The organism is Synechococcus sp. A15-44 (assembly GCF_014280115.1).
Classification (GTDB): Bacteria; Cyanobacteriota; Cyanobacteriia; order PCC-6307; family Cyanobiaceae; genus Parasynechococcus.
The window spans coordinates 325,814-349,710 of record NZ_CP047938.1 but is presented as its reverse complement, the minus strand read 5'-3'; the positions used below and the strand labels follow the sequence as shown (position 1 = coordinate 349,710).

General features: G+C 61.7%; 30 protein-coding genes and 1 tRNA gene. 26 read left to right on the top strand and 5 right to left on the bottom strand.

Going from position 1 to position 23,897, the window contains the following annotated elements; translation table 11 throughout:
• The first annotated feature begins 25 nt into the window (after window positions 1–25).
• The 18 genes from rplE (at window position 26) to prfA (ending at window position 10,792) form a co-directional block, all read left to right on the top strand.
• On the top strand, window positions 26–565 hold the full coding sequence (rplE, locus tag SynA1544_RS01805; RefSeq protein WP_006851706.1) for a 50S ribosomal protein L5: 540 nt from the start codon (window positions 26–28) through the stop codon (window positions 563–565).
• Between the two features lie 19 nt (window positions 566–584).
• Window positions 585–986, top strand: a complete 402-nt coding sequence (rpsH, locus tag SynA1544_RS01800) for a 30S ribosomal protein S8 (RefSeq protein ID WP_186514632.1) — start codon at window positions 585–587, stop codon at window positions 984–986.
• 14 nt (window positions 987–1,000) lie between these two features.
• On the top strand, window positions 1,001–1,540 hold the full coding sequence (gene rplF / locus SynA1544_RS01795; RefSeq protein WP_186514631.1) for a 50S ribosomal protein L6: 540 nt from the start codon (window positions 1,001–1,003) through the stop codon (window positions 1,538–1,540).
• Window positions 1,541–1,573: 33 nt separating this feature from the next.
• Window positions 1,574–1,942, top strand: coding sequence for a 50S ribosomal protein L18 (gene rplR, locus SynA1544_RS01790; RefSeq protein ID WP_186514630.1), 369 nt, complete (start codon window positions 1,574–1,576; stop codon window positions 1,940–1,942).
• Window positions 1,943–1,956: 14 nt separating this feature from the next.
• Entirely contained in the window at window positions 1,957–2,601 is a 645-nt protein-coding gene (gene rpsE, locus SynA1544_RS01785) for a 30S ribosomal protein S5 (protein ID WP_011363379.1), read from the top strand.
• A gap of 6 nt (window positions 2,602–2,607) precedes the next feature.
• On the top strand, window positions 2,608–3,063 hold the full coding sequence (gene rplO / locus SynA1544_RS01780; RefSeq protein ID WP_115010467.1) for a 50S ribosomal protein L15: 456 nt from the start codon (window positions 2,608–2,610) through the stop codon (window positions 3,061–3,063).
• Between the two features lie 104 nt (window positions 3,064–3,167).
• Window positions 3,168–4,487 carry a preprotein translocase subunit SecY gene (gene secY, locus SynA1544_RS01775; RefSeq protein ID WP_186514629.1) on the top strand — a complete coding sequence of 440 codons (1,320 nt, stop codon included), beginning with the start codon at window positions 3,168–3,170 and terminating at the stop codon, window positions 4,485–4,487.
• 52 nt (window positions 4,488–4,539) lie between these two features.
• Window positions 4,540–5,091 carry an adenylate kinase gene (locus SynA1544_RS01770; protein ID WP_186514628.1) on the top strand — a complete coding sequence of 184 codons (552 nt, stop codon included), beginning with the start codon at window positions 4,540–4,542 and terminating at the stop codon, window positions 5,089–5,091.
• Window positions 5,092–5,137: 46 nt separating this feature from the next.
• Complete coding sequence (gene rpmJ, locus SynA1544_RS01765; protein WP_186514627.1) at window positions 5,138–5,251, top strand: 50S ribosomal protein L36; 114 nt, start codon at window positions 5,138–5,140, stop codon at window positions 5,249–5,251.
• A gap of 71 nt (window positions 5,252–5,322) precedes the next feature.
• Window positions 5,323–5,688, top strand: coding sequence for a 30S ribosomal protein S13 (gene rpsM, locus SynA1544_RS01760; RefSeq protein ID WP_006850466.1), 366 nt, complete (start codon window positions 5,323–5,325; stop codon window positions 5,686–5,688).
• A 35-nt stretch (window positions 5,689–5,723) separates the two neighbouring features.
• Window positions 5,724–6,116 (top strand): 30S ribosomal protein S11, encoded by a 393-nt coding sequence (rpsK, locus tag SynA1544_RS01755; protein ID WP_006850182.1) that lies wholly within the window; start codon window positions 5,724–5,726, stop codon window positions 6,114–6,116.
• Between the two features lie 47 nt (window positions 6,117–6,163).
• Window positions 6,164–7,102 carry a DNA-directed RNA polymerase subunit alpha gene (locus tag SynA1544_RS01750; RefSeq protein ID WP_186515402.1) on the top strand — a complete coding sequence of 313 codons (939 nt, stop codon included), beginning with the start codon at window positions 6,164–6,166 and terminating at the stop codon, window positions 7,100–7,102.
• Window positions 7,103–7,151: 49 nt separating this feature from the next.
• On the top strand, window positions 7,152–7,502 hold the full coding sequence (gene rplQ / locus SynA1544_RS01745; protein ID WP_006851925.1) for a 50S ribosomal protein L17: 351 nt from the start codon (window positions 7,152–7,154) through the stop codon (window positions 7,500–7,502).
• Between the two features lie 25 nt (window positions 7,503–7,527).
• Window positions 7,528–8,409 (top strand): tRNA pseudouridine(38-40) synthase TruA, encoded by an 882-nt coding sequence (truA, locus tag SynA1544_RS01740; protein WP_186514626.1) that lies wholly within the window; start codon window positions 7,528–7,530, stop codon window positions 8,407–8,409.
• Window positions 8,410–8,566: 157 nt separating this feature from the next.
• On the top strand, window positions 8,567–9,019 hold the full coding sequence (gene rplM / locus SynA1544_RS01735) for a 50S ribosomal protein L13 (protein ID WP_038551234.1): 453 nt from the start codon (window positions 8,567–8,569) through the stop codon (window positions 9,017–9,019).
• On the top strand, window positions 9,016–9,417 hold the full coding sequence (rpsI, locus tag SynA1544_RS01730) for a 30S ribosomal protein S9 (RefSeq protein WP_186514625.1): 402 nt from the start codon (window positions 9,016–9,018) through the stop codon (window positions 9,415–9,417). The genes rplM and rpsI overlap by 4 nt, the downstream gene beginning before the upstream one ends.
• A 10-nt stretch (window positions 9,418–9,427) precedes the next feature.
• On the top strand, window positions 9,428–9,679 hold the full coding sequence (rpmE, locus tag SynA1544_RS01725; RefSeq protein ID WP_006851595.1) for a 50S ribosomal protein L31: 252 nt from the start codon (window positions 9,428–9,430) through the stop codon (window positions 9,677–9,679).
• 15 nt (window positions 9,680–9,694) lie between these two features.
• Window positions 9,695–10,792, top strand: coding sequence for a peptide chain release factor 1 (prfA, locus tag SynA1544_RS01720; RefSeq protein WP_186514624.1), 1,098 nt, complete (start codon window positions 9,695–9,697; stop codon window positions 10,790–10,792).
• A gap of 3 nt (window positions 10,793–10,795) precedes the next feature.
• Here the strand turns inward: prfA and SynA1544_RS01715 are convergent, their stop codons facing one another.
• Window positions 10,796–11,296, bottom strand: coding sequence for an HNH endonuclease (locus SynA1544_RS01715; protein ID WP_186514623.1), 501 nt, complete (start codon window positions 11,294–11,296; stop codon window positions 10,796–10,798).
• Window positions 11,297–11,365: 69 nt separating this feature from the next.
• Between SynA1544_RS01715 and alr the strand changes: the two genes are divergently transcribed.
• Window positions 11,366–12,496, top strand: a complete 1,131-nt coding sequence (alr, locus tag SynA1544_RS01710) for an alanine racemase (protein WP_186514622.1) — start codon at window positions 11,366–11,368, stop codon at window positions 12,494–12,496.
• A gap of 37 nt (window positions 12,497–12,533) precedes the next feature.
• A tRNA-Ser gene (locus SynA1544_RS01705) sits at window positions 12,534–12,622 on the top strand.
• A gap of 16 nt (window positions 12,623–12,638) precedes the next feature.
• Here SynA1544_RS01705 and SynA1544_RS01700 read toward each other — a convergent pair.
• A complete protein-coding gene (locus SynA1544_RS01700) occupies window positions 12,639–13,553 on the bottom strand; it encodes a serine hydrolase (protein ID WP_186514621.1) in 915 nt (304 codons plus the stop codon).
• A gap of 17 nt (window positions 13,554–13,570) precedes the next feature.
• On the opposite strand from SynA1544_RS01700, the gene SynA1544_RS01695 reads away from it, so the two are divergent.
• Window positions 13,571–14,299: a C40 family peptidase gene (locus SynA1544_RS01695; RefSeq protein WP_186514620.1), complete on the top strand. Its 729-nt coding sequence runs from the start codon at window positions 13,571–13,573 to the stop codon at window positions 14,297–14,299.
• A 60-nt stretch (window positions 14,300–14,359) separates the two neighbouring features.
• Window positions 14,360–15,322, top strand: coding sequence for a glycosyltransferase family 2 protein (locus tag SynA1544_RS01690; protein WP_186514619.1), 963 nt, complete (start codon window positions 14,360–14,362; stop codon window positions 15,320–15,322).
• On the opposite strand, the gene SynA1544_RS01685 is transcribed toward SynA1544_RS01690, so the two are convergent.
• Window positions 15,280–15,747, bottom strand: a complete 468-nt coding sequence (locus SynA1544_RS01685; RefSeq protein ID WP_186514618.1) for a HEAT repeat domain-containing protein — start codon at window positions 15,745–15,747, stop codon at window positions 15,280–15,282. The genes SynA1544_RS01690 and SynA1544_RS01685 overlap by 43 nt on opposite strands.
• 90 nt (window positions 15,748–15,837) lie before the next feature.
• Here SynA1544_RS01685 and SynA1544_RS01680 point away from each other — a divergent pair, with 90 nt between their 5' ends.
• The 4 genes from SynA1544_RS01680 to SynA1544_RS01665 all read left to right on the top strand — a co-directional run bounded on the left by SynA1544_RS01680 (window position 15,838) and on the right by SynA1544_RS01665 (window position 20,755).
• On the top strand, window positions 15,838–15,954 hold the full coding sequence (locus tag SynA1544_RS01680) for a photosystem I reaction center subunit VIII (protein WP_006851672.1): 117 nt from the start codon (window positions 15,838–15,840) through the stop codon (window positions 15,952–15,954).
• 43 nt (window positions 15,955–15,997) lie between these two features.
• Entirely contained in the window at window positions 15,998–16,489 is a 492-nt protein-coding gene (locus SynA1544_RS01675) for a photosystem I reaction center protein subunit XI (protein ID WP_186514617.1), read from the top strand.
• Between the two features lie 108 nt (window positions 16,490–16,597).
• The gene (locus SynA1544_RS01670; RefSeq protein WP_186514616.1) at window positions 16,598–19,717 is read left to right on the top strand and encodes an efflux RND transporter permease subunit; all 3,120 of its coding nucleotides are present in this window, start codon (window positions 16,598–16,600) and stop codon (window positions 19,715–19,717) included.
• An 81-nt stretch (window positions 19,718–19,798) separates the two neighbouring features.
• A complete protein-coding gene (locus tag SynA1544_RS01665; RefSeq protein ID WP_186515401.1) occupies window positions 19,799–20,755 on the top strand; it encodes a cupin in 957 nt (318 codons plus the stop codon).
• 11 nt (window positions 20,756–20,766) lie between these two features.
• Here SynA1544_RS01665 and SynA1544_RS01660 read toward each other — a convergent pair whose 3' ends face one another.
• Together SynA1544_RS01660 and psaB are read right to left on the bottom strand one after the other, a co-directional pair.
• Window positions 20,767–21,486, bottom strand: coding sequence for a DUF3598 family protein (locus SynA1544_RS01660; protein WP_255477678.1), 720 nt, complete (start codon window positions 21,484–21,486; stop codon window positions 20,767–20,769).
• 177 nt (window positions 21,487–21,663) lie between these two features.
• A complete protein-coding gene (psaB, locus tag SynA1544_RS01655) occupies window positions 21,664–23,877 on the bottom strand; it encodes a photosystem I core protein PsaB (protein ID WP_186514615.1) in 2,214 nt (737 codons plus the stop codon).
• Window positions 23,878–23,897: the final 20 nt, after the last annotated feature.

The following is a 23,897-nucleotide window of genomic DNA, read 5'->3' as shown; positions in this document are numbered from 1 at the left end:
ACGCCCAGAAGCACCCCAACCCGTTATGTCACTCAAGAAGCGCTACCGGGAGACCATCCAGCCCAAGCTGCAGAAGGATCTCTCCCTCACCAACATCCATGAAGTCCCCAAGGTGGTGAAAGTCACCGTCAACCGGGGCCTCGGCGAAGCCGCCGCCAATGCCAAGTCCCTCGAGGCTTCGGTGAATGAGCTGGCGCAGATCACCGGCCAGAAGGTCGTTGTGACCCGTGCCAAAAAAGCCATCGCCGGCTTCAAGATTCGGCAGGGCATGCCGATCGGCTGTGCCGTCACCCTCCGTGGTGATCGGATGTATGCCTTCCTCGAGCGCCTGATCAACCTGGCGCTGCCCCGCATCCGCGACTTCCGCGGGGTCAGCCCCAAGAGTTTCGATGGCCGCGGCAACTACACCCTTGGGGTGCGCGAACAGATCATTTTCCCTGAGATCTCCTTCGACAAGATCGATGCGATCCGGGGCATGGACATCACCATCGTGACCACTGCCCGTTCGGACGAAGAGGGCCGGGCCCTCCTCCGCGAGATGGGAATGCCGTTCCAGAGCAACTGAGCCCTCCCCGTCGACACCTATGGCTAACCACGACCCCATTTCCGACATGCTTACCCGCATTCGCAATGCGAGTGAGAAACGTCACGACACCACCAAGATCCCCGCTTCGCGGATGACCCGCAGCATCGCCAAGGTGCTGCAGCAGGAGGGCTTCATCTCCGAGATCAGCGAGCAGGGTGAAGGCGTTCGCACCGAACTGGTGCTCGCCCTCAAGTACAGCGGCAAGCACAGGCTGCCCACCATCCGCTCCATGCAGCGGGTCAGCAAGCCCGGTCTCCGCATCTACAAGAACACTCGCGGCCTGCCCAAAGTCCTCGGCGGACTGGGCGTGGCGATCATCTCCACCTCCAAAGGTGTGATGAGCGACCGCGACGCCCGTCGTGAGGGCGTCGGTGGCGAAGTGCTCTGTTACGTCTACTGATCCGGAGCTGAACCATGTCACGAATCGGCAAAAACCCTGTTCCCGTCCCTGAAAAGGTCACGGTTTCCCTCGACGGTCTCAAAGTAAAGGTGAAAGGACCCAAAGGCGAACTGGAGCGAACCCTTCCTGAAGGCGTCAGCGTCAGCCAGGACAACAACACCATCGTGGTCTCTCCCACGAGCACCAAGCGCATCTCCCGTGAGCGCCACGGCCTCAGCCGCACTCTCGTCGCCAACATGATCGAGGGTGTCAGCAACGGATACAGCAAAGCCCTAGAGATCGTTGGTGTGGGCTCCCGTGCCCAGGTCAAAGGCAAAACTCTGGTGGTGAGTGCTGGCTACAGCCACCCCGTCGAGATGGAAGCCCCTGAAGGCATCACCTTCAAGGTGGAGAACAACACCAAGGTGATCGTCTCCGGCATCGACAAGGAGCTGGTGGGCAACGAAGCCGCCAAGGTCCGCGCCATCCGTCCCCCCGAGCCCTACAAGGGCAAGGGCATCAAGTACGAGGGCGAGCGCATCCTGCGCAAGGCAGGCAAGTCCGGCAAGAAATAAGCCTTGTCCTGACGTTCCTTCCCTTCACCCACCATGTCCCAACTGTCCCGCAAACAGCAGACGCAGAAACGCCACCGGCGTCTGCGTCGTCACATCACCGGAACCTCCGACCGTCCGCGGCTGGCCGTGTTCCGCTCCAACAACCACATCTACGCCCAGGTCATCGACGACGCGGCCCAGAGCACACTCTGCTCCGCCTCCACCGTTGACAAGGAGCTGCGCGCCGGCCTTAAGGCACCAGGCGGCAGCTGCGACGCCTCTGTCGCCGTTGGCGAATTGGTCGCCAAGCGCGCCATCGCCAAAGGCATCCAGCAGGTGGTGTTCGACCGCGGCGGAAATCTGTACCACGGCCGGATTAAAGCCCTCGCCGATGCCGCCCGGGAAGCGGGCCTTCAGTTCTGATTCCTGCTCAACCCATGACAGATTCCTCCCCCCAATCCAATCCCAACGCCGTGCCGGGTGCGGCCGACGTTCCAGCGGCAGCCGAAGGGCAGCAGCAACAGGAACAGCGCCGCGGCCGTGGCGACCGTGACGGTCGTCGTGGCGACCGGCGTGGTGGCCGTCGCGGCCAGGAGCGCGATTCCGAATGGCAGGAGCGCGTGGTTCAGATCCGCCGCGTCTCCAAGACCGTGAAAGGCGGTAAGAAGATGAGCTTCCGGGCCATCGTGGTTGTCGGCAACGAAAAAGGCCAGGTCGGCGTTGGTGTCGGCAAGGCCGGTGATGTGATCGGTGCCGTCCGCAAGGGTGTTGCCGATGGCAAGAAGCACCTCGTCAAAGTGCCATTGACCCGCCACAACTCCATCCCGACCCTCTCCAATGGTCGTGATGGTGCTGCCAGCGTGCTCATCCGCCCTGCAGCCCCTGGTACCGGTGTGATCGCTGGTGGTTCCATCCGCACAGTGCTCGAACTCGCCGGCATCAAGAATGTCCTGGCCAAGCGCCTGGGCAGCAAGACCCCCCTGAACAATGCACGGGCTGCCATGGTGGCCCTGTCGCTTCTCCGCACCCACAAGGAGACGGCGAAGGAACGGGGAATCTCCCTCGAACAGATCTATTCCTGATTCGCGATGACTCTCCGACTCGATTCCCTCAAATCCAACAAGGGCGCTCGTCGCCGCAAATTGCGCAAGGGCCGCGGCATCGCCGCCGGTCAGGGTGCAAGCTGCGGCTTCGGTATGCGCGGCCAGAAATCCCGTTCGGGTCGCCCCACGCGCCCCGGCTTCGAGGGTGGCCAAATGCCTCTGTACCGCCGGGTGCCGAAGCTGAAGCACTTCCCCCTGGTGAATCCCAAGTTCTTCACCGTGCTCAACGTTTCTGCGTTGAACGACCTGAAGGACGGCAGCACCGTCAACCTGGATTCCCTGGTCAAGGACGGCATCGTGACCAGCCCCAAGCATCCTCTGAAGATGCTCGGCAACGGTGAACTGAAAGCCAAAAAGCTGACAGTGCAAGCCGCGGCGTTCACCGCCTCGGCCCGCACCAAGATCGAAGCCGCAGGCGGAACCTGCGAAATCCTCGACTAATCAAGGGCTCGTCCCCAAGTCAGCCCTAGGGTCTGAGCCGTCCGCTGGATTTCGATCCACGGGCGGCTTCTTGGCTTTTCGCCCAACTTCACTTTCTTCCGGACATGCTCGTCAGTCGGGGTCGCAACCCCAACGCCTCCGAAGTGATCGGCCAGCTGATCACCAACCCTGGCCTCCGCAGTCGCGTGCTCACCACACTCGGCCTGCTGTTGTTGGTGCGTCTTGGGATCTACATCCCAATGCCCGGAATCGATCGGGAAGCCTTCAAGCAATTCATCGATCAAGGCGGACAGCTGATCGGTTTTCTCGACATCTTCACCGGCGGCGGGATCTCCACCCTGGGCATCTTTGCCCTAGGGATCCTGCCTTTCATCAACGCCTCGATCATCCTCCAGTTGCTAACGGCAGCGCTGCCGCAGCTGGAAGACCTCCAGAAGAATGAAGGCGAGGCTGGCCGACGCAAGATCGCCCAGATCACCCGCTATGTGGCGCTCGGTTGGGGTCTCGTCCAGAGCGTCGTCTTCGCCATGATCCTGCGCCAATACGCCGTGGAAGGTCTAAGCGAAGTGACCTTTGTGGTGCAGACGGCACTGGCCCTGGTCACCGGCTCGATGGTGGTGATGTGGCTGAGTGAAGTAATCACGGAGCGAGGCATCGGCCAGGGGGCTTCCCTGGTGATTTTTCTGAACATCGTCGCCACCCTGCCGCGCACCCTCGGCGCCACGATCGAAGCCGCTCAAACCGGTGACCGGGACACCGTGCTGGGCATCATTGTTCTGGTGCTGGTGTTCCTGGCCACGATCGTTGGAATCATCTTCGTGCAGGAGGGGGCTCGCCGTATCCCCATCGTCAGCGCCAAGCGCCAGGTGGGTGGAGCAGGTGTGCTCCCCACACGTCAGAGCTATCTGCCGCTCAAGCTCAATGCTGGCGGTGTGATGCCGATCATTTTCGCTTCAGCCCTGATTTTCCTGCCAGTCACCATCGCCAACCTCACCAAGAGTGAGTGGTTGATCCGTGCGGCCAGTGCCCTGAATCCTGGGGCGGCGAACCCCTGGCCATACGCACTCACATTTTTTGCTTTGATCCTGGGCTTCTCTTATTTCTATGCCTCGCTCACGGTGAATCCCGCTGACATCGCCACCAACCTCAAACGGGGGGGTGTGGCGATTCCAGGCGTTCGCCCCGGCAGCGCCACGGCCGCCTATCTCTCAGGAGTCCAGAACCGCCTCACCTTGCTGGGTGGTCTGTTCCTAGGCGCCGTCGCCATCATTCCTGCGGCCGTCGAACGCGCCACGAATGTGCAGACCTTCCAGGGGCTTGGCGCCACATCACTGCTGATCCTTGTCGGTGTGGCCATCGACACGGCCAAGCAGGTGCAGACCTATGTGATCTCACAACGCTACGAAGGCCTCGTTCGCCAGTGAGCGCTGCTGGGCAGCGCACCTTCCGTTCACATCACCTCACGCTTACGCAACCATGAAAAATCGCTTGCTCTTTCTTGGCCCTCCCGGAGCCGGCAAAGGCACCCAGGCCGCTCGGCTGTGCGATGCCAACAGCATGAAGCATCTGTCCACGGGCGATCTGCTGCGCGCTGAAGTGGCAGCCGGCAGCGATCTGGGCAAAGAAGCTGAAGCGGTGATGAACCGCGGCGAACTGGTGAGCGACGCCCTCGTGCTGGCGATTGTGGAAAGCCAGATGAAGGCACTCACCACCGATGGCTGGCTGCTGGATGGGTTCCCCCGAACCGTTCCCCAGGCTGAAGCCCTCGAACCCCTGCTGGCCGAATTGCAGCAACCCATCCAGGCCGTGGTTCTGCTGGAGCTCGATGACGCCGTTTTGATTGAACGGCTGTTGGCCCGCGGTCGCGCCGACGACAACGAAGCGGTGATCCGCAATCGCCTGGAGGTTTACCGCGAGAAAACCGCACCCCTGATTCGCTTTTACAGCGACAAGGGTCTCCTGGTTTCCGTCCCTGCCCAGGGCACAGTCGAGAAGATCACCAAGCGGATCGAATCCGTTCTCGGTTGACCGGCATGGTAACGTTGCCGTTTGGAAATTTGGAGAGCCACGCCTCATGAAGGTGCGCAGCTCAGTGAAAAAAATGTGTGACAAGTGCCGGGTGATCCGTCGCCACGGCAAGGTCATGGTCATTTGCGTCAACCCCAAGCACAAACAGCGCCAGGGCTGATCCCCCGCTGTTCTGAAACATTCCTCGCCTCCAGGACTTCGGAGGCATCTGTCCTTTTCAACGAAACGAACGTGGCACGGATCGCCGGCGTTGACATTCCCCGCGACAAGCGGATCGAAGTGTCCCTCACCTACATCTACGGAGTTGGTCTCACCCGCTCACAGGCCATCCTGGCCAAAACCGGCGTGAACCCCGACATCCGGGTGAAAGATCTGGAGGACGGAGATCTTCAGAAGCTCCGCAACGCCATGGAGGAATACACCCTCGAAGGCGATCTGCGCCGTCAGGAGGGCATGGCCCTCAAGCGCCTGCAGGACATCGGCTGCGTCCGTGGCCGTCGCCACCGCATGAGCCTTCCCGTTCGTGGCCAACGCACCCGCACCAACGCCCGCACCCGCCGCGGCGCGCGGAAAACTGTGGCCGGCAAGAAGAAGTAAGTCCTCTACATCCTTATCCCTGACTGCATACGGCCATGGCTAAAACCGTCAAAAAATCCGGCCCCAAGAAGGCCAAGCGCAACGTCCCGAACGGCGTCGCTCACATCCAGAGCACCTTCAACAACACCATCGTGTCCATCACCGACACCGCCGGTGAGGTGATTTCCTGGTCGTCTGCAGGTGCCAGTGGCTTCAAAGGTGCTCGCAAAGGCACCCCCTTCGCGGCTCAAACCGCTGCAGAAGCAGCAGCACGTCGCGCCCTTGACCAAGGCATGCGTCAGATCGAAGTGCTGGTGAGGGGTCCTGGCTCAGGCCGTGAGACCGCCATCCGTGCTCTCCAGGTTGCTGGCCTCGAAATCACCCTGATTCGCGACGTCACCCCCCTGCCCCATAACGGTTGCCGCCGGCCCAAGCGCCGCCGCGTCTGAACCGAGCTGATTTCCGTCCGGTTTCACCCCTTACCCCGATTCAGACCGTGTTGCAGTACCAGATTGATCGCATTGAGCATCAGGTGGCCGAGGATCGCGCCCAGTCCGGCGTTTTCCTGATCGGTCCCCTCGAGCGTGGCCAGGCCACGACCCTGGGCAACGCGCTGCGTCGCGTGCTGATGGGTGGGCTGGAAGGCAGTGCTGTCACCGCCATCCGGATTGCCGGTGTGAATCACGAATACGCCACGGTTCCTGGGGTCCGTGAAGACGTTCTCGACATCCTGCTGAACTGCAAGGAGCTCACCGTCAACAGCCGTTCAGCCGAACTCGAGATCGGTCGTCTCGTGGTGGCTGGACCCGCTGACGTGAAAGCCGGAGATCTTCAGTTCTCCTCTCAGGTGCAGGTGGTGGACGCCGATCGTCCGATCGCCACCGTGGCCGACGGCCACAGCCTCGAGCTGGAAGTGCACGTTGAGCGCGGCGTTGGCTATCGCCCGGTTGATCGTCACAACGAAGAAACCAGTGCCATCGATCTGCTCCAGATCGATGCCGTGTTCATGCCCGTGACCCGGGTCAACTTCACCATCGACGAAACCGCCGTTGCCGAAGGCGGTTCGGCCCGCGAGCGCCTGCGGATGGAGATCGTCACCGACGGCTCCATTACCCCCGACGACGCCCTGGCTCAATCAGCCAATCAATTGATTGAGCTGTTCCAGCCGCTGGCCACGGTCACTCTCGTGGAGGAAGTTCCTGCTGAACCCGAGCCCTCGGCGGAAGCACAGATTCCTCTTGAGGAACTGAACCTTTCGGTTCGCGCCTACAACTGCCTCAAGCGGGCCCAGGTCAACTCCGTGTCTGACCTGATGGGCTTCAGCTACGAGGATCTTCTGGAGATCAAGAACTTCGGTTCCAAATCCGCTGATGAAGTGATCGAAGCCCTCGAGCGCATCGGCATCTCCATCCCCCAGAGCCGCACTTCTGCATAACTGCAGAACGGCCTGAACGTCCTTTTTCGTCTTCGTCACCGACAGAACCATGCGTCATCAATGCCGAGTTCCTCAGCTGGGACGTCCAGCTGACCAGCGCAAGGCAATGCTGCGCGCTCTGACCACCCAGCTGATTCGCGAAGGTCGGGTCACCACCACCAAGGCACGGGCCAAGGCGCTTCGCGACGAAGCCGAGCGCATGATCACCCTGGCCAAGGACGGCAGCCTCGCCTCCCGCCGCAGGGCCATGGGTTACATCTACGACAAGCAGCTGGTGCATGCCCTGTTCGACAAGGCTCCCAACCGCTACAGCGATCGCAAGGGTGGCTACACCCGCATCACCCGCACCGTTCCCCGTCGTGGCGACAACGCCGAGATGGCCATCATTGAACTGGTCTGATCAGACCTCACGTCAGTTCTGACGTTTGAACACCCAACCCTCGTCTGCAGGTCCTGAGCCAGCGTCCCTTCAGCGGATCGCGCTCAGCCTTCAGTACGAGGGTTCTTCGTTTTGTGGGTGGCAGCGCCAACGCAACGGTCGCAGTGTTCAGGCCGTGCTGGAGGACGCCATCACCCAGCTTGATCCGCACCGACCGGTGCAGACCTTTGCCGCCGGTCGCACCGATGCCGGCGTTCATGCCGCCGGTCAGGTGGTGCACTTCGACTGCAGTGGGCCGATCCCAGCTCGCAAATGGGCCCCGGCTTTGAACGGACGCCTGCCGAGCACCATTCGTGTGCGCGAATCCGTCGCCCGTCCCCTGGATTGGCATGCCTGTTACTCCGCCACCTACAGGCGGTACCGGTACACGATTCACAACGGGCGCCGCCCCAATTTGTTTTTAAGCCCCTGGAGCTGGCACCGTTACCAACACAGGCTTGATGAGTCCCGCATGCGGGACGCTTTGAGCAGCATGCTTGGTCTGCACGACTTCAGCGCCTTCATGAAGGCAGGCAGCCGTCGCGCCCATGCCCGAACCACCGTGCAGGAGGTGCTTGTGGAGCGCCAAGGCGATCTTCTGCGGGTCGAGATTCAGGCCAGTGGTTTTCTGTACGGCATGGTTCGCCTGCTGATGGCCCAGTTGGTGGCCGTTGGCGAGCACCGTCTCAGTGTTTCCGCCTTTGAACAGCGCTGGCGGGAACGACGCCGCCACGAGGTGAAGGAGGCGGCGCCAGCCACGGGCCTCTGCCTGCTTCGGGCTGGCTACTCCGAGCCCATCTTCACCAAAGCCGGCTGGTACGATTGTCAGCCGTGGTTTTTTCTGGCCGAGAGCGATCCACCTCCGGATCCATCCTCAACGCCGGGATAAACGGGCCTCTACTTGGATTGCTTCCCAACTCACAGGAGCTGGAGGGCTGACGAGTAAGCTCGATCTTTAGCCCCGTCAGGTCCAGCTCTGGACCGACCCCCCTTTGCCCAGTTCCGCTGTCTTAGGCGGGACATACCCGAACCGGCATGCCGGCGCGATGAACAAGACCTCTCTCCCCCCGATTGATTCGATCGACCGCCAGTGGTACGTGGTGGACGCTGAGAATCAAACCCTTGGCCGTCTGGCCACTGAAGTGGCCGCCGTCCTGCGTGGCAAGAACAACCCCAGCTTCACCCCCCACCTGGACACCGGTGATTTTGTCGTCGTCGTGAACGCCGAGAAAATCAAGGTCTCCGGCCGTAAGCCCCAGCAGAAGCTCTACCGCCGTCACTCCGGACGTCCCGGAGGCATGAAGGTGGAAACCTTCGAGGCTCTGCAGGAACGGATCCCCGAGCGGATCGTGGAGAAGGCCATCAAAGGCATGCTTCCCCACAACGCCCTGGGTCGCCAGATGTTCCGCAAGCTCAAGGTCTACAAGGGCACCGAGCATCCCCACGCCGCTCAGAAGCCCCAGCCTCTTCAGCTCAACCCCTCCGCATCCGCCAAATGAGCAACAATTCCGTCGTCTACTGGGGCACCGGTCGTCGCAAGACCTCTGTCGCCCGTGTTCGCCTCGTCCCCGGCAATGGAACGATCACCATTAATGGTCGTCCCGGTGACAACTACCTGAACTACAACCCCTCATACATCGCAGCGGTGAAGGCTCCCCTGGAGACCCTCGGCCTCAGCAGCGACTACGACATTCTCGTCAACGTTCACGGTGGTGGACTCACCGGTCAGTCCGGCGCCATCAAGCAAGGTGCAGCTCGCGCCCTGTGTGAACTTTCCGCCGACAACCGCAAGCCGCTGAAAACGGAAGGTCACCTCAGCCGCGACCCCCGTGCCAAGGAACGCCGCAAGTACGGCCTCAAGAAAGCCCGTAAGGCTCCTCAGTTCTCCAAGCGCTGATTTTTTACCGATGCCAAAGCCCGACATCCATCCCACCTGGTATCCCGACGCCAAGGTAATCTGCAACGGCGAAGTGGTCATGACCACGGGCGCCACCCAGCCCGAGATCCACGTCGACGTCTGGAGCGGCAACCACCCCTTCTTCACTGGCACCCAGAAGATCCTCGACACCGAGGGTCGTGTGGATCGCTTCATGAAGAAGTACGGCATGGGCACCAAGAAAAAAGGTGCCGATTCCGCCAAGGCCGAATCCAAGGCCTGAGGGTGAGAACGGGGCATGGACGCCTCGACCTTGTTCACACGGCTGGAGACAGCCACAGCCAGCTTCCGCAACCTCGAGCGGCAGCTGGCTGATCCTGATGTGGCCGCTGATCCGAAGCGGCTTGAATCGATCGCACGGGAGCGATCAAGACTTGAGCCCCTTGTGCTCGACTTCGAGGAACTCCAGAGGCTCGAATCCGAGCGGGATTCCGCACGTCAACTGCTCAAAGACAGTCGCGGTGACACTGCGATGGAGGAACTGGCGCAGGATGAGTTGGCCAGCCTCCAGGAACAGCACGCAACGCTGACCGAGCGGCTCACCCTGTCTCTGCTGCCTCGGGATCCCCGCGATGAACGCAGTGTGATGCTGGAGATTCGTGCCGGAGCAGGCGGCGACGAAGCCTGTCTCTGGGCCGGTGATCTGGCACGGATGTATGAGCGTTACAGCCAGAAAGTGGGCTGGGCCGTGCAATCCATCAGCTGCACCGAGGCCGACCTGGGCGGCTTTCGCGAACTGATCCTTTCGGTGCGTGGCGACAGCGTCTACAGCCAACTGAAATTTGAAGCGGGAGTGCACCGGGTGCAACGGGTCCCGGCCACGGAATCCCAGGGTCGGGTCCACACCTCCACAGCAACCGTGGCCGTGATGCCGGAAGCCGATGCCGTGGAAGTACAGCTCGACCCGAAGGATCTCGACATCAGCACTGCGCGTTCAGGCGGTGCTGGGGGGCAGAACGTCAACAAGGTTGAAACAGCCGTGGACCTTCTCCACAAACCCACGGGCATCCGCGTGTTCTGCACCCAGGAACGCTCCCAGCTCCAGAACCGGGAACGGGCCCTTGAGATCCTGCGCGCCAAGTTATTGGAGCGGGAGCAGGCGGCTGCCGCGGAACGCGAAAGCAGCGACCGACGTGCCCAGGTGGGCAGTGGTGACCGCTCCGAAAAGATCCGCACCTACAACTACAAAGACAACCGAACCACCGATCACCGGCTGGGCCGAAACTTCACCCTTGAACCTGTGCTGGAGGGCCAGCTGGAAGACCTGATCGGTGCGTGCGTCGCCGAAGAGCAACGTCAGAAACTCGAAGCCCTGAGCGATCAGGCCGAGAACTGACGGTCAGGCACCGATCACGTATTTCGCCCATTCCTGGTGATGACCGGAATGGATCTGGCGCCGGGCCTCAAAACTGAGGCTGCTGGCCGGCCGCCGCGGAACATGGCGCAGAGGCATGGCGGCTTCCTTCGGAGTTCGGTTGCCTTTGCTCACATTGCAGCTGAGGCAAGCCGTGGTCACGTTCTCCCAGGTGTCACCGCCTCCCCGACTGCGGGGCATCACATGATCGATCGACAACTGATCCTCACGACTGCCGCAGTACTGGCAGGTGTGGTTGTCCCGCTGGAACAGGTTGCGCCGCGTGAGGGGCAGCTGACGGAACGGCACGCGGACGTACTGCCGCAAGCGGATCACCGTCGGCAGGTGGGTGCCCTGTCGCAATTGCCGACAGGGGTCGTGCTCCAGGCTCTCGGCCTTGCCCTTCAGCATCATCACCACAGCCCGCCTCCAGGTGGTGATATTGAGCGGCTCGTAGGACGCATTGAGAACGAGAACCTGGCCCATGCCAGCTCACTCAATAAGCTTCATGCTATCGGCGATGTGAAGCCGTCTCGGTAGCGCCGAGCACCGCCTGTGATTCCGGAGCTGAATCCACGTCAGCGCGCCTGGGTGGAGGTTTCACCTGTAGCGATTCGGGCCAACGCCAGGGCTCTCTGCCAGCACCTCGGCCCTCGCACCCAATTGATGGCTGTGGTGAAAGCCGATGGCTACGGCCATGGGGCCGAAACGGTGGCACGGGCTGCGCTCCAGGGGGGAGCCACCAGCCTTGGCGTGGCCACGCTGCAGGAAGGTCTTGAACTGCGCCGGGCCGGTCTGGAAGCACCATTGCTGCTGTTGAGCAACCTCAACGAACCGGACGACCTGCGCACCTGCCTGCACTGGCGGTTGATGCCCACCCTGAGCAGTCTCAGAGATGCCCAGCTCTGCAATGAGCTCGCTGCCAACAGCGGTCGACGTTTCGACGTGCAGCTGAAGATCGACACCGGCATGGCGCGGCTGGGCTGCTCCCTCAGCGACAGTCATCAGACAGCAGCAGGCCTGCAAAACCTGGAACACCTCAACCTGGCGGGCATTTACAGCCACTTGGCCTGTGCTGATGAGCCTGACGATGCCTTGACAAGCCTCCAGCAGGAGCGCTTCGTGAGCATGCTCTCGGCCCTTCCCCAAGCGGGCTCCAACATCACCCGCCATCTGGCCAACTCCGCGGGGACCCTGCTCAACCGGGAGCTGCACCACGACCTCGTGCGCGTTGGGTTGGCCCTGTACGGCCATGCCCCCGCCAGTCATCTGAGCAACGTCATTCCCCTGCAACCCGCCCTGGCGGTTCGTGCCCGGGTCAGCCTGATCCGCGACGTGCCCGCCGGCACTGGAGTCAGCTACGGCCATCGCTTCATCACCCAGCGCCCCACGCGGCTTGCGGTGGTGGGGATCGGCTATGCCGATGGTGTTCTGCGGTCCCTCAGCGGGCACATCCACGCCTTGCATCGCAATCGCCAGCTGCCTCAGGTGGGAGCCATCACCATGGACCAGCTCCTGCTGGATGCCACCGATGCAGCTGAGCTGGAGCAAGGCGACATCGTCACTCTGCTGGGCCAGGACGGCGATCTGGAATTAAGCCCTCAAAGCTGGAGCAACCACTGCGGCTCGATTCCCTGGGAGATCCTCTGTGGTTTCAAACGACGTCTGCCCCGCGTTGAAGTCTGACCACCTGCCCAGCACTTGGTACTCTGGGTGCGCCGCTGGAGAGGTGGCTGAGTGGTTGAAAGCGGCTCCCTGCTAAGGAGTTACAGGAGGCAACTTCTGTCGAGGGTTCGAATCCCTCCCTCTCCGTTCCAAGTTCGTTGACTCAATCCCCCGGCGCCTCGGGGCTGGTGCACAAGTTGAGTTGGCGTGCCAACTCCGGCATTAGAGATGCGTCCCTGGCTCGATCAGGCCCCGTGGTGAACACCACCAGCAAGCTGGGTGGCTGCTGTTCTGACGTCTGGAACCAAGCAGCGTCATGACGGGCCTGACTCATCCAGCCGGCCTTGCTCCACAGGAGCGAATCTTCAGGTAGGCCCTCGCCGAGGAACCCATCCACCTGGTTTTCAGGATCGGCACGGCGCTGCTGCTGATCGAGCGAGCGCCGCAAGAGCCCTTGCAGCCGACGACAGGCCGGTGGCGACACCACCGCGCCCGTCATCACCGCCTCCAGCATCCGGGCTGTCGCAGCGGTGGACAAGCCATTGCGGTTGCTGTTGTCGGCCCCGTAAAAGATTTTCTCCCGGCCATAGGGAGCATCTGCCCAGGTCTTCTGGCAGCAATTCACCGCCTCAAGTTCCGGCCAGACCAAGCTCTGCAACCAGCCATTGATCAAGCGACGCTGCTGCATCCACAGCTCCCAGCGTTCGCCATGGAGGGCAGGGCCACTGGTGGTGCCTGTAAGCAAATCAACCACGAGGCCAGTGGCATCGTTGCTGGAGTCGGCAATCATGTCGCGCACCGCGCGCTGCAGTTCGTCGCTCTCCGGGATCAGCTCACGCTGCAGCCACTGCTCAACGGCGACGGCATAAAACAGCTTCACCACGCTGGCCGGATAGAGGATCCGGTCTTGGTTCCAGGAAGCACCACTGCCCTGACCAGCCTCCGGAGCAACATCGTCGTACCGCACCCAGGTGATTGCCAGACTGTTGCGCAGCCCCGGGCGTCCGTCGGCATCGAGCCCATCGAGGGCCGCCTCAAGCCGAGCCGCCATTGCGGGATCGGAACGGTAGAACGCCATAGCGATTCGATTGGGCCATGGCGACGTTAGGCACCCTGCTGGCCCCAGACCTGATTCAGACAGGCTCCTGTTGGCAGCTGTGCGCTGACGCCAATGGGTATGCGAGATCTGACGGCGAGAGCCTGACCACCCAGGCCTGTCGTGGACGTCGCTTTCGCATCCTGGAGAAGCAGCGCAAACGGATCGCCGTGCAGCTGCTGGAGGATGGTTACCGCTGCTGGCTCGAACTCGAAGCTGTTCTGGGGCGAGCTGAGCAATGCTCCCCCTGGAGACCGTCGCCGCTGAGCGCGTCGGAGATTGAACAACGGCTGCCGGGCGTTCTCGCTTGGAGCGAAACCGCCCAGCAACGTCCCAATATCTATCTGTGGGGGGGATCCACGGAACCCGACATGGATTGTTCCGGTCTGATGCAAATGGCCTTCGCCAGCCAGGGCATCTGGATTCCGCGGGATGCCTATCAGCAGGAGCGGTTCTGCCAACCGGTTGCTGCACTCCCAGACGATTACAGCCTGTTGCGCCCGGGAGATCTGCTGTTTTTTGGCACACCACGGCGTTGCACCCATGTGGGGCTCCATCTCGGCGATGGCCGCTACCGCCACAGCTCAGGCCGAGACCATGGGCGCAATGGGATCGGCATCGACAGCCTCCACAGCCGCGATCAACACCCGGTGGCTCGCCACTACAGAGCTGAATTCCGCAGCGCAGGCCGTGTGGTGCGTTGCCATGACGGATCGCATCTCGCCTGAAGCTGTCAGCCCGATCAACCGGGCCCCTGCTTAAGTTGAGCGACAAACAACGCAACCGGCATGAGTGCACCCCTGGATCTCTCGGTGGTGGTGCCGCTGTACAACGAAGAGGAAAGTCTGCCCCATTTGGTTGAGCAGCTCCTGACGGCGCTGCGTCCAGCCGGTGAGGGATTTGAACTGGTGCTGGTCGACGATGGATCCAGCGACCGCACCGCCGAGGTGCTGGCGCAAGTCAGTGCAGAGGTGCCTGAAGTGGTTGCCGTGCTGCTGCGCAAGAACTACGGCCAGACAGCAGCCATGGCGGCTGGGTTTGACGTGGCTGGCGGGGCGGTCATCGTCAGCCTGGATGGGGATCTGCAGAATGATCCAGCCGACATCCCCATGCTGCTGGCCAAATTGCGGGAGGGGTATGACCTCGTGAGTGGCTGGCGCCATCAGCGCCAGGACGCCGCTCTCCAACGCAAACTTCCCTCCCGGATCGCCAACCGCTTGATCGGCCGGGTGACCGGTGTACGGCTGCATGACTACGGCTGCTCCCTCAAGGCCTATCGCCGGGAAGTGCTGGCAGACATGCGGCTCTATGGAGAGCTGCATCGCTTTCTTCCCGCCCTGGCCTTCATCGAAGGTGCACGGATCACCGAAGTGAAGGTGAACCACCGGGCGCGTCAGTTCGGCAGCAGCAAGTACGGGATCGACCGCACCTTCCGCGTGCTGATGGATCTGCTCACCGTCTGGTTCATGAAGCGGTTTCTGACCCGACCGATGTATGTCTTCGGCTTCGGAGGGCTGCTGGCCATTGCCGCCAGCCTCGTCACCAGCACCTATCTGTTGGTGATCAAGGTGATGGGAGGCGACATTGCCAATCGCCCCCTGCTCACCCTGGCGGTGGTGCTTGGTTTGGCGGGCATTCAGCTGTTCTGCTTCGGGCTTCTCGGCGAACTGCTGATCCGCACGTATCACGAGAGCCAGGGCCGGCCGATTTACCGCATCCGCGAGACGTTGCGGGGCGGCCGAGCCGGCTGACGGGTCGGGAAAGCTGCAGGAGCACCGCGGAACGGTGCAATCGCAGCGGCTGCCTCTTCCACCACACGTGCATCGCTGTCCCGCAGCGCTTGGCGAAGCAGGGGAAGAACAGAACGATGCCCCCATTGAGCCGCCAAACGAACGGCACGCAGGCGTTGCTCGGGACCGGCCTGCATGTCGGCTTTGAGACAACGCTCCAGGGCAAGACGCTCCAAGGGACTGCTCGGCGCCGTCCAGGACTCCAGGGAAGCATCGGCGGATTCCCCATCAGCGGCGGGCTCAATCACCAGTTCCAACTGGGCACGATTGATCTGTGCGACACGGCTGGCATCCGTGCTGGAAAGCATCGGCTTCACCGGCTTCCTGCGCAACCAGAGCACCACCGTGAGCAGCACGACGGCACCGGGGAGGAGAACGTTCTGCATGCGGATTGAACTTTTATGTCGCCGTCGGGGCCTAAAGCAGGCCGTCAGAACGGTCCTACTTACAGTAGCTGCGATGCTTTTGGCCTCGACATGACTGGAGATTTCGCTGCTGCCTGGCTGCCTGCGATTTTCGTGCCCATCACCGGAATCGTGTTCCCCGCAGTGTTCATCGTCCTTGTTGGTCGAGTGATCACCGCTGCCGAGTGACCGCGACCTGCGGACCGTTTCAACCCCTCAGCACTCGTACCTCATGACCGTCACTCCTGCTGCTGATCCCTGCGTCGGCAACCTTGCGACACCCGTCAACAGCGGATATTTCATCAAGGGTCTGATCAACAACCTGCCCCTGTACCGCCCCGGGATTTCCCCGAACTTCCGTGGTCTGGAAACCGGTGCAGCCTTCGGTTATCTGCTCTACGGCCCCTTCACCATCTGTGGTCCCCTGCGTGCCACGGAGTACCAGCAAACCGCTGGCCTGCTGGCTGCCATCGGCGCCGTACACATCCTCAGCCTGCTGTTCCTGCTCTACAACCAACCCGGCAAGCAACCCAACATCCCCCCTGCTGACGTAACGGTTGAAAATCCCCCCGCCGACCTCTTCACTCGGACCGGTTGGGCCGACTTCACCAGTGGATTCTGGCTCGGTGGCTGCGGCGGCGCCGTCTTCGCCTGGTTCCTCTGCAACACCGTTCACGTCCAGGATCTGTTCAAGATCGCTGCTGGTGTCTGGAGCGTTGGCTGAAGCAGTTCACTGAACCCTCTGACCGAAATCATTCATCCCCCGGTTGCCTGATTCCAGGCGATCGGGGGATTTTTCCTGGCAGGATTCATTCACATTTGAGACGCCCCGGTGCGGTCGATCTCCCAGCCGTTTCTTCGGCGGCCGGTTCTGACGGTCGTCAGCAGCCTGCTGATCCTTTTGGCGGGCTGCACGGCGTTGTACGGCCTTGGGCTGGAGGATCTTCCGCCCCTCGCTCCCACCCGCGTGAGTGTGAGCGCCAGCTTCCCGGCGGCTTCACCGGAGGTGGTGGAGCAGAGCGTGACACGGGTGTTGGAACAGCAGCTGAATGGCCTTGAAGGAGTCGAAAGCATCAGCTCAACCAGCAGACAAGGCGGCGCCAGCATCTCGTTGCGCTTCAACGCGGGAGATCCCGAGCTGAATGCCATCAAGGTGCAGAACGAGGTGAACCTGGCCAGCCGTCGGCTGCCCCAGGCCGTAACGCGCCAGGGGCTCCAGGTGCGTCGCTCCTCCGAAGACCTGTTGATGATCCTGGGGTTCAGCCACCCACCGGATCAATACGTCTCCACCTTCCTCACAGGCTGGCTGGACCAGACCCTGCGCGAAACTCTGCTCACCACACCAGGCATCGGTGATGTGCGGATCTTCGGCAGCAGTGAACTCTCCTTTCGCCTTTGGCTGGATCCGCAACGTCTCGAACAGACCAACCTCACCCTTGGCGATGTCAGCCGAGCCCTGGCTGATCAGAACGTTTTAGCTGCCGTTGGCAGCATCGGGGCTGCCCCAGTTCCAGCGGGCCAAGTGCTGAGCCTTCCGGTGGAAGCGGAAGGGCGTCTTCGCAGCCAATCGGATTTCGAGAATCTCGTCTTACGCCGGTTCGAGAACGGCGGGCTGCTGCGCCTGAAGGATGTGGGGCGGGTTGCCCTCGGACAGCGCAACTACGGACGCGAGGCCATGAATCTGGCTGGCGAGCGTTCGGTGGCCGTGGGCATCTACCAGCGCGATGGGGCCAATGCCCTGGAGGTGAGCAGGGCGATCAAGCGCAAGCTGAAGCAGTTGGAAGCGAGCTTTCCCCCGGGCATCGAGGTCTCAATGATCGTGGATGTGGCCGACACGGTTCAGGCCAACCTCGATCGCACCTTCATCACCTTGCGCGATGCCGTGCTGCTGGTGCTGGTGGTGCTGGTGCTGTTTCTGGGCCGCTGGCGTCTCGCCCTGATCCCTGGCCTTGCCGTGCCGGTGGCGCTGGTGGGAAGCCTCAGCCTGGTGAAACTGAGCGGTTCCAATCTCAACAGCCTGATCCTGTTTGGCCTGGTGCTGGCCACCGGGATCGTTGTGGATGACGCCATCGTCGTGAGTGAAGACATTGCCGGACGCATCGAACGGGGCACCCCCCCCGCACAGGCGGCCGAAGACGCCATGGCTGATCTGGCGAATGCCGTTGTGGCCACCTCACTGGTGTTAGCAGCTGTGTTTTTGCCGGTGCTGCTCATTCCTGGATCGATCGGACGCCTGTATCAACCCATCGCCCTGGCCATCAGCGGAGCGATTCTGTTCTCCACCCTGAACGCCCTCAGCTTCACCCCCATGGCCTGTGCCCGGGTGTTGGGTCCCGGTGGCAGCCGCCTACCTGGGCTGATCGGCAAGCTCAGCCGCTGGCTTCGGAACAGCATGCAAATGCTGCAGGGCCATTACGCCAAGCAGCTCGACCAATGGCTCGATCGAAAGCGGCTCATCGCTCTTGTGCTGGTCAGCGGCCTCGTGATCACCGCCTCTGGCTTGGCAGTGATGCCAACGGCGTTCATCCCCGATGACGACCAAGGCCAGATCCGCGGCTACTTCACCCTCCCTGATGGCGCCAGTCTTGAGCGCAGCCTGGCCGTGATGGACGACATCCGACAGGTCGTCAGCGAAGAGCCCCTGGTGCGCACCGGCAACTTTTATGCCGGCAGCTCCTTCGGACAAAGCGGAGAAGACCGTGGCTCGTTTTACCTGCGCCTCCAGCCACGCAAGGATCGACCTGGCAAAGAGCAGAGCAGCAACGCCATCAAACGCCGTCTCAATCGCAAGATTCAGCAACGGGTTGGTGAGGCCAGGGTCGTGCTGATCACACCACCAACCGTGCGGGGCTTCAGCAGTGAATCAGGACTTTCGCTGGAACTGCTGGACCGCAGCGGAGGGCAACTCAACCTGGAGCAATTCGGCCAAGTCGCCCAGAACTTCATCCAGACGGCCAAGGCGACAGAGCGGTTTGAACGGGTGAGCACCCGCTTTGATGCCAGCTTCCCCCGCTGGCGGCTGGAGCTCGACCGCGACCAACTGGCTGCTCTCGACCTCGACTACGGCGCAACCCTGCGGGAGATCGGCACCGCCTTCGGCGGCCGCTATATCGATGACACCTACGACAACGGTCGCATCCGCTCCATTGTTCTTCAGCTGGATGGCCGCGAGCGACGTCGGCCGGAGGATCTGACGGGTCTGATGGTGCGCAACCGCAGCGGTGAGCTGGTGTCGGTAGCAAGCGTGGCCAGCCTGACCCGCGAGGAGGGCGTTAACAACATTCGCCACTTCGGGCTCAACCGGGCCATCCGGATCACGGCCATCCCGGCGCCAACCGTGAGCAGCGGGGAAGCCATCGATGCCCTCACCCAGGCCGGTGATCGCATTGGAGGCAGCAACATCGGCCTGGCCTTCACAGGCCTGGCGTTGGAGGAACAACGGGCTGGGCAGGTGACCTGGGTGCTGTTCGCCCTCGGCGTGACGGTCGTCTATCTGCTGCTGGCCGCTCTTTACGAGAGTTTCATTGACCCCTTGATCATCCTGCTCACGGTGCCGATGGCCCTGCTCGGGGCTCTGATCGGCTTGAAATTGCGGGGCCTTCCACTGGATGTTTACGGCCAGATGGGACTCCTGGTGCTGGTGAGCCTGGCGGCCAAGAACGGAATATTGATTGTGGAATTCGCCAACCAGCGAATCGCAGGGGGGCTGGCAGTGCGCCAAGCGGTGCTCGACGCAGCTGTGAACAGAATGCGGCCGATTCTGCTGACAGCGATCACATCTCTAGCGGGCTTCCTGCCGCTTCTGTTCGCCCAGGGCGCGGGTGCCGCCAGCAGGATCAGCATTGGGACCGTGGTGTTCAGCGGTCTGCTCGTGGCGTCCGTGCTCTCACTCTTTGCCGTTCCGGCTGTTTACTTGATGTTGAAACGTGGGCGTGTACCTGCCAAGGCCTAATGGTGCTGACTGAACGGTTGCCCCATGGCCCATTGCGTAGGGTGCGATCTCGATCCAATGGTTCTGCTGCTGGAGGGAACGATGACCATCACCCCACGGGCGACAACGGCAACCAGTTCCCAGGCGCAGTTCTTCGATTACGCCTCAGCAGCCAATCCCCTGCAACAGGGGCTGATCAGCACGATCCCCTACCGCAGCTTTTCGGCCAGTTTTTTTGATCAAGCCGGAACGGCCCTGGAACCTCTTGATTTAAGTGCCGACTTGCACTGCGAAGGTCCGGCCACCGGTCCATCGCTCTGCGGCAACTTCATCCGACTGGATCATGGATCCCTGCGCACCCATGCGGATGCGACCAGTCAGTTGTTCTTCGTGGCCCGAGGCCATGGGCAAACTGAAGCCTGCGGTCAAGTTTTTCACTGGAGCGAGGGAGACACGTTCGTGCTTCCGGCGGGCGGTGAAGCCATTCACAGCAGCGACACCCATGCAGGCCTGTATTGGGTGCACGATGCCCCCTTGCTTCGTTATTTGGGGGTGAGCACCGTGAAACCGGTGTTCGAACCCTGCTTCTACAGCCACCAGGATGCTCGCGCGCAGTTGGATGCCATCGCCAGCCATCCCCGCGGAGCCAACGCCAATCGCGTGAGTGTGCTGTTGGGAAACAACGCCTTCCCTCAGACGCGAACCGTCACCCACACCCTCTGGGCCATGTTGGGAATCCTCCCCGCAGGCCAGGTGCAGCGGCCTCACCGACACCAGTCAATCGCCCTTGATTTTGCGGTGGCCTGCCAACCGGGTTGCTACACGATGATCGGCACCGAGCTGGATGAGAACGGAATGATCCGCAATGGGCACCGGGAAGACTGGGCAGCCGGCGCAGCCTTCGTGACCCCACCCGGCTACTGGCACTCCCACCACAACGAATCCGGCGCCGACGCCTACGTGCTGCCCATTCAGGATGCCGGCCTGCACACCTATCTGCGCACTCTCGACATTGCCTTCAGCAACAGAGGCCGGGCTGACTTAAGCAACACCCCGTAGCCAACCCAACCTCAACGGGTGAGCAATTGATGGTTCACCGAGCTGAGGGCACCGTGTTCTGAATAGCGACGTGAAATGCGCTCGAGTCGCGTTGCACTCGACAGCCAAAGCGCTTCGATGTTGAAGGGCTGTTGCGGATCAATCTGGGCCGGCGCCAGAAAAGCGCCTCCATCCGGCAAAAAGATCCAGCGATCAAGATCGCCTGCGGCAAAACAGATGTTGTCCCCTGGCGAAGGGTGGTCGCAGCGCCAGTCACCAATCAGCTGTTCTGGCTCGAGGGGTGGACGTTCCAGGGCTGAACTTCCGGCGAGGAACTCACGGATCAGCACAATCCGATCCAATTGCCCCGCACCATCCCAAAGCAGCACCAAGCGATGACGGCGTTGCTCATGCATGAACCCGAACTCGGCATAGAGCTTGGTCCAGGTGGAGCGGTGCAACGTCCCCCTTGAAAAACTGCCGGTGCCGAAGACCCCCATGTCGGGATCCAGCCGCGTGAAGCATTGAACGATCCGCTTTTCAGGCTCGCCAGCAGGCGGTTGATGGGGAGAACTCGATCCCGCTCCCTCAGGCCAGAGCAGCAGGGTCAGATTCAGTGGCACACCGGAGGGAGCCGGTTTAAGCGTGAGCAGGGAGGGCTGACGCTTGGTGCGTTGAAGTGTCCGGTCCAGGCTGTCGAACCAGCCGCGCCACTCACCAACGTTGCGCTGCAGGTGCTCCCATTCGCCCACGTTCAGCCCGATCCCGATCGAGGCCTGAGGCTAGAGAAGGCCCAGAGCAAGACGAGAACAACAACGCGGTCCAACAGAACCACTGCGAAGCACAGACAACAAAAATCCCCACCCGGCGAACCGGATGGGGACGTTTGAAACGAGGAACGACTCGTCGCGGGTTAATTCAGGAAGGAATCAACCGAATTTCCCTGAAGTCGAGGCAATCAGGAAGGCGGCGTACGTCAAGACATAGCCAACCGTGAAGTGAGCCAAGCCGACGACACGGGCCTGAACGATGGACAGTGCCACAGGCTTGTCGCGGTAACCCATCATGTTGGCGATGGGGCTGCGCTGGTGAGCCCAGACGATCGTCTCGATCAGTTCCTGCCAGTAACCCCGCCAGGAGATCAGGAACATGAAGCCGGTGGCCCAAACCAGGTGTCCGAAGAGGAACATCCAAGCCCAGACGGCGAGGTTGTTGCTGCCGAACGGGTTGTAGCCGTTGATCAACTGGGAGGAGTTGAGCCACAGGTAGTCGCGGAACCAGCCCATCAGGTAGGTGCTGGATTCGTTGAACTGGGCCACGTTGCCGGACCAGATGGCCAGGTGCTTCCAGTGCCAGTAGAAGGTCAGCCAACCCACGGTGTTCAGAGCCCAGAAGACAGCCAGGTAGAAGGCGTCCCAGGCAGAGATGTCGCAGGTGCCGCCACGGCCGGGGCCGTCGCAGGGGAAGGAGTAGCCGAAGTCCTTCTTGTCAGGCATCAGCTTGGAGCCGCGGGCATCCAGAGCACCCTTCACAAGGATCAGGGTGGTGGTGTGCAGACCCAGAGCAATGGCGTGGTGAACCAGGAAGTCACCAGGACCGATGGGCAGGAACACATCGGTGTTGCCATTGATCGCGTCCAGCCAGTAGTGCTCACCAGGAATGTTCTGGGCAGCAAGGCTGGCGGAGCTGGAGGCGTTGGAGAGCAGCACGTCCATTCCGTACATGGCCTTACCAGAGGCGGCCTGAACGAACTGGGCGAACACGGGCTCAACCAGGATCTGCTTCTCGGGGGTACCGAAGGCAACGACCACATCGTTGTGGACGTAGAGGCCGAGGGTGTGGAAACCGAGGAACAGGGAGACCCAGCTCAGGTGGCTGATGATCGCTTCCTTGTGCTCGAGCATCCGGGCCAGGACGTTGTCCTTGTTGGCTTCGGGGTCGTAGTCACGGATGAAGAAGATCGCACCGTGGGCGAAGGCACCACACATCAACGCGATAGCGATGTACTGGTGGTGGGTGTACAGGGCTGCCTGAGTCGTGTAGTCCTTCGCGATGAAGGCGTACGACGGCATCGAGTACATGTGCTGCGCCACGAGGCTGGTGACCACGCCAAGGGAGGCGAGAGCCAGGCCAAGCTGGAAGTGCAGGCTGTTGTTGATGGTGTCGTAGAGACCCTTGTGGCCAGCGCCGAGGTTACCGGGGGTGCCCTTCGGGGGGTTGTGGGTTTCGAGGATCTCCTTGATGGAGTGACCGATACCGAAGTTGGTCCGGTACATGTGGCCGGCGATCACGAAGAGGCAACCGATGGCCAGGTGGTGGTGGGCGATGTCCGTCAGCCAGAGGGCTTCTGTCTGAGGGTGGAAGCCACCGAGGAAGGTGAGGATGGCGGTGCCGGCACCTTCGGAACTACCGAAGACCTGATTCAGAGAATCGGGGTTTTCGGCGTACACACCCCAGTTGCCGGTGAAGAAGGGTCCAAGACCGGCGGGGTGAGGCAGAACGTTGAGGAAGTTGTCCCAACCAACGTGCTGACCGCGGGCTTCGGGGATCGCAACGTGAACCAGGTGACCGGTCCAGGCGATGGAGCTGAAGCCGAAGAGAACAGCCAGGTGGTGGTTCAGACGCGATTCAGCGTTTTTGAACCAGGCCAGGGAAGGACGGAACTTGGGCTGCAGATGCAACCAGCCGGCGAAGAGGGCCCAAGCCGACAGGATCATCATGAAGATGGAACCCTGATACAGCTCGGCATTCGTCTTCATGCCGATTGTGTAGAACCAGTGATAAAGGCCTGAGTAGGCGATGTTCACCGGGGAGGAAGCACCCGCTTGGGTGAAGGCGTCAATGGCGCCTTGACCGAAGTGGGGATCCCAGATTGCGTGAGCGATGGGGCGCACGTGCAGGGGGTCGGTGACCCACTGCTCGAAGTTGCCCTGCCAGGCGATGTGGAACAGGTTTCCCGAAACCCACAGGCCGATGATCGCGAGGTGACCGAAATGGGTGGAGAAGAGCTTCTGGTAGAGGCGCTCCTCCGTCATTCCGTCATGGCTCTCGAAGTCGTGAGCCGTGGCGATCCCGTACCAAATACGGCGGGTTGTCGGGTCCTGGGCCAGACCCTGGCTGAACGAAGGGAATTTCGTTGCCATTAGAGGGAGAGGTCAGGTGA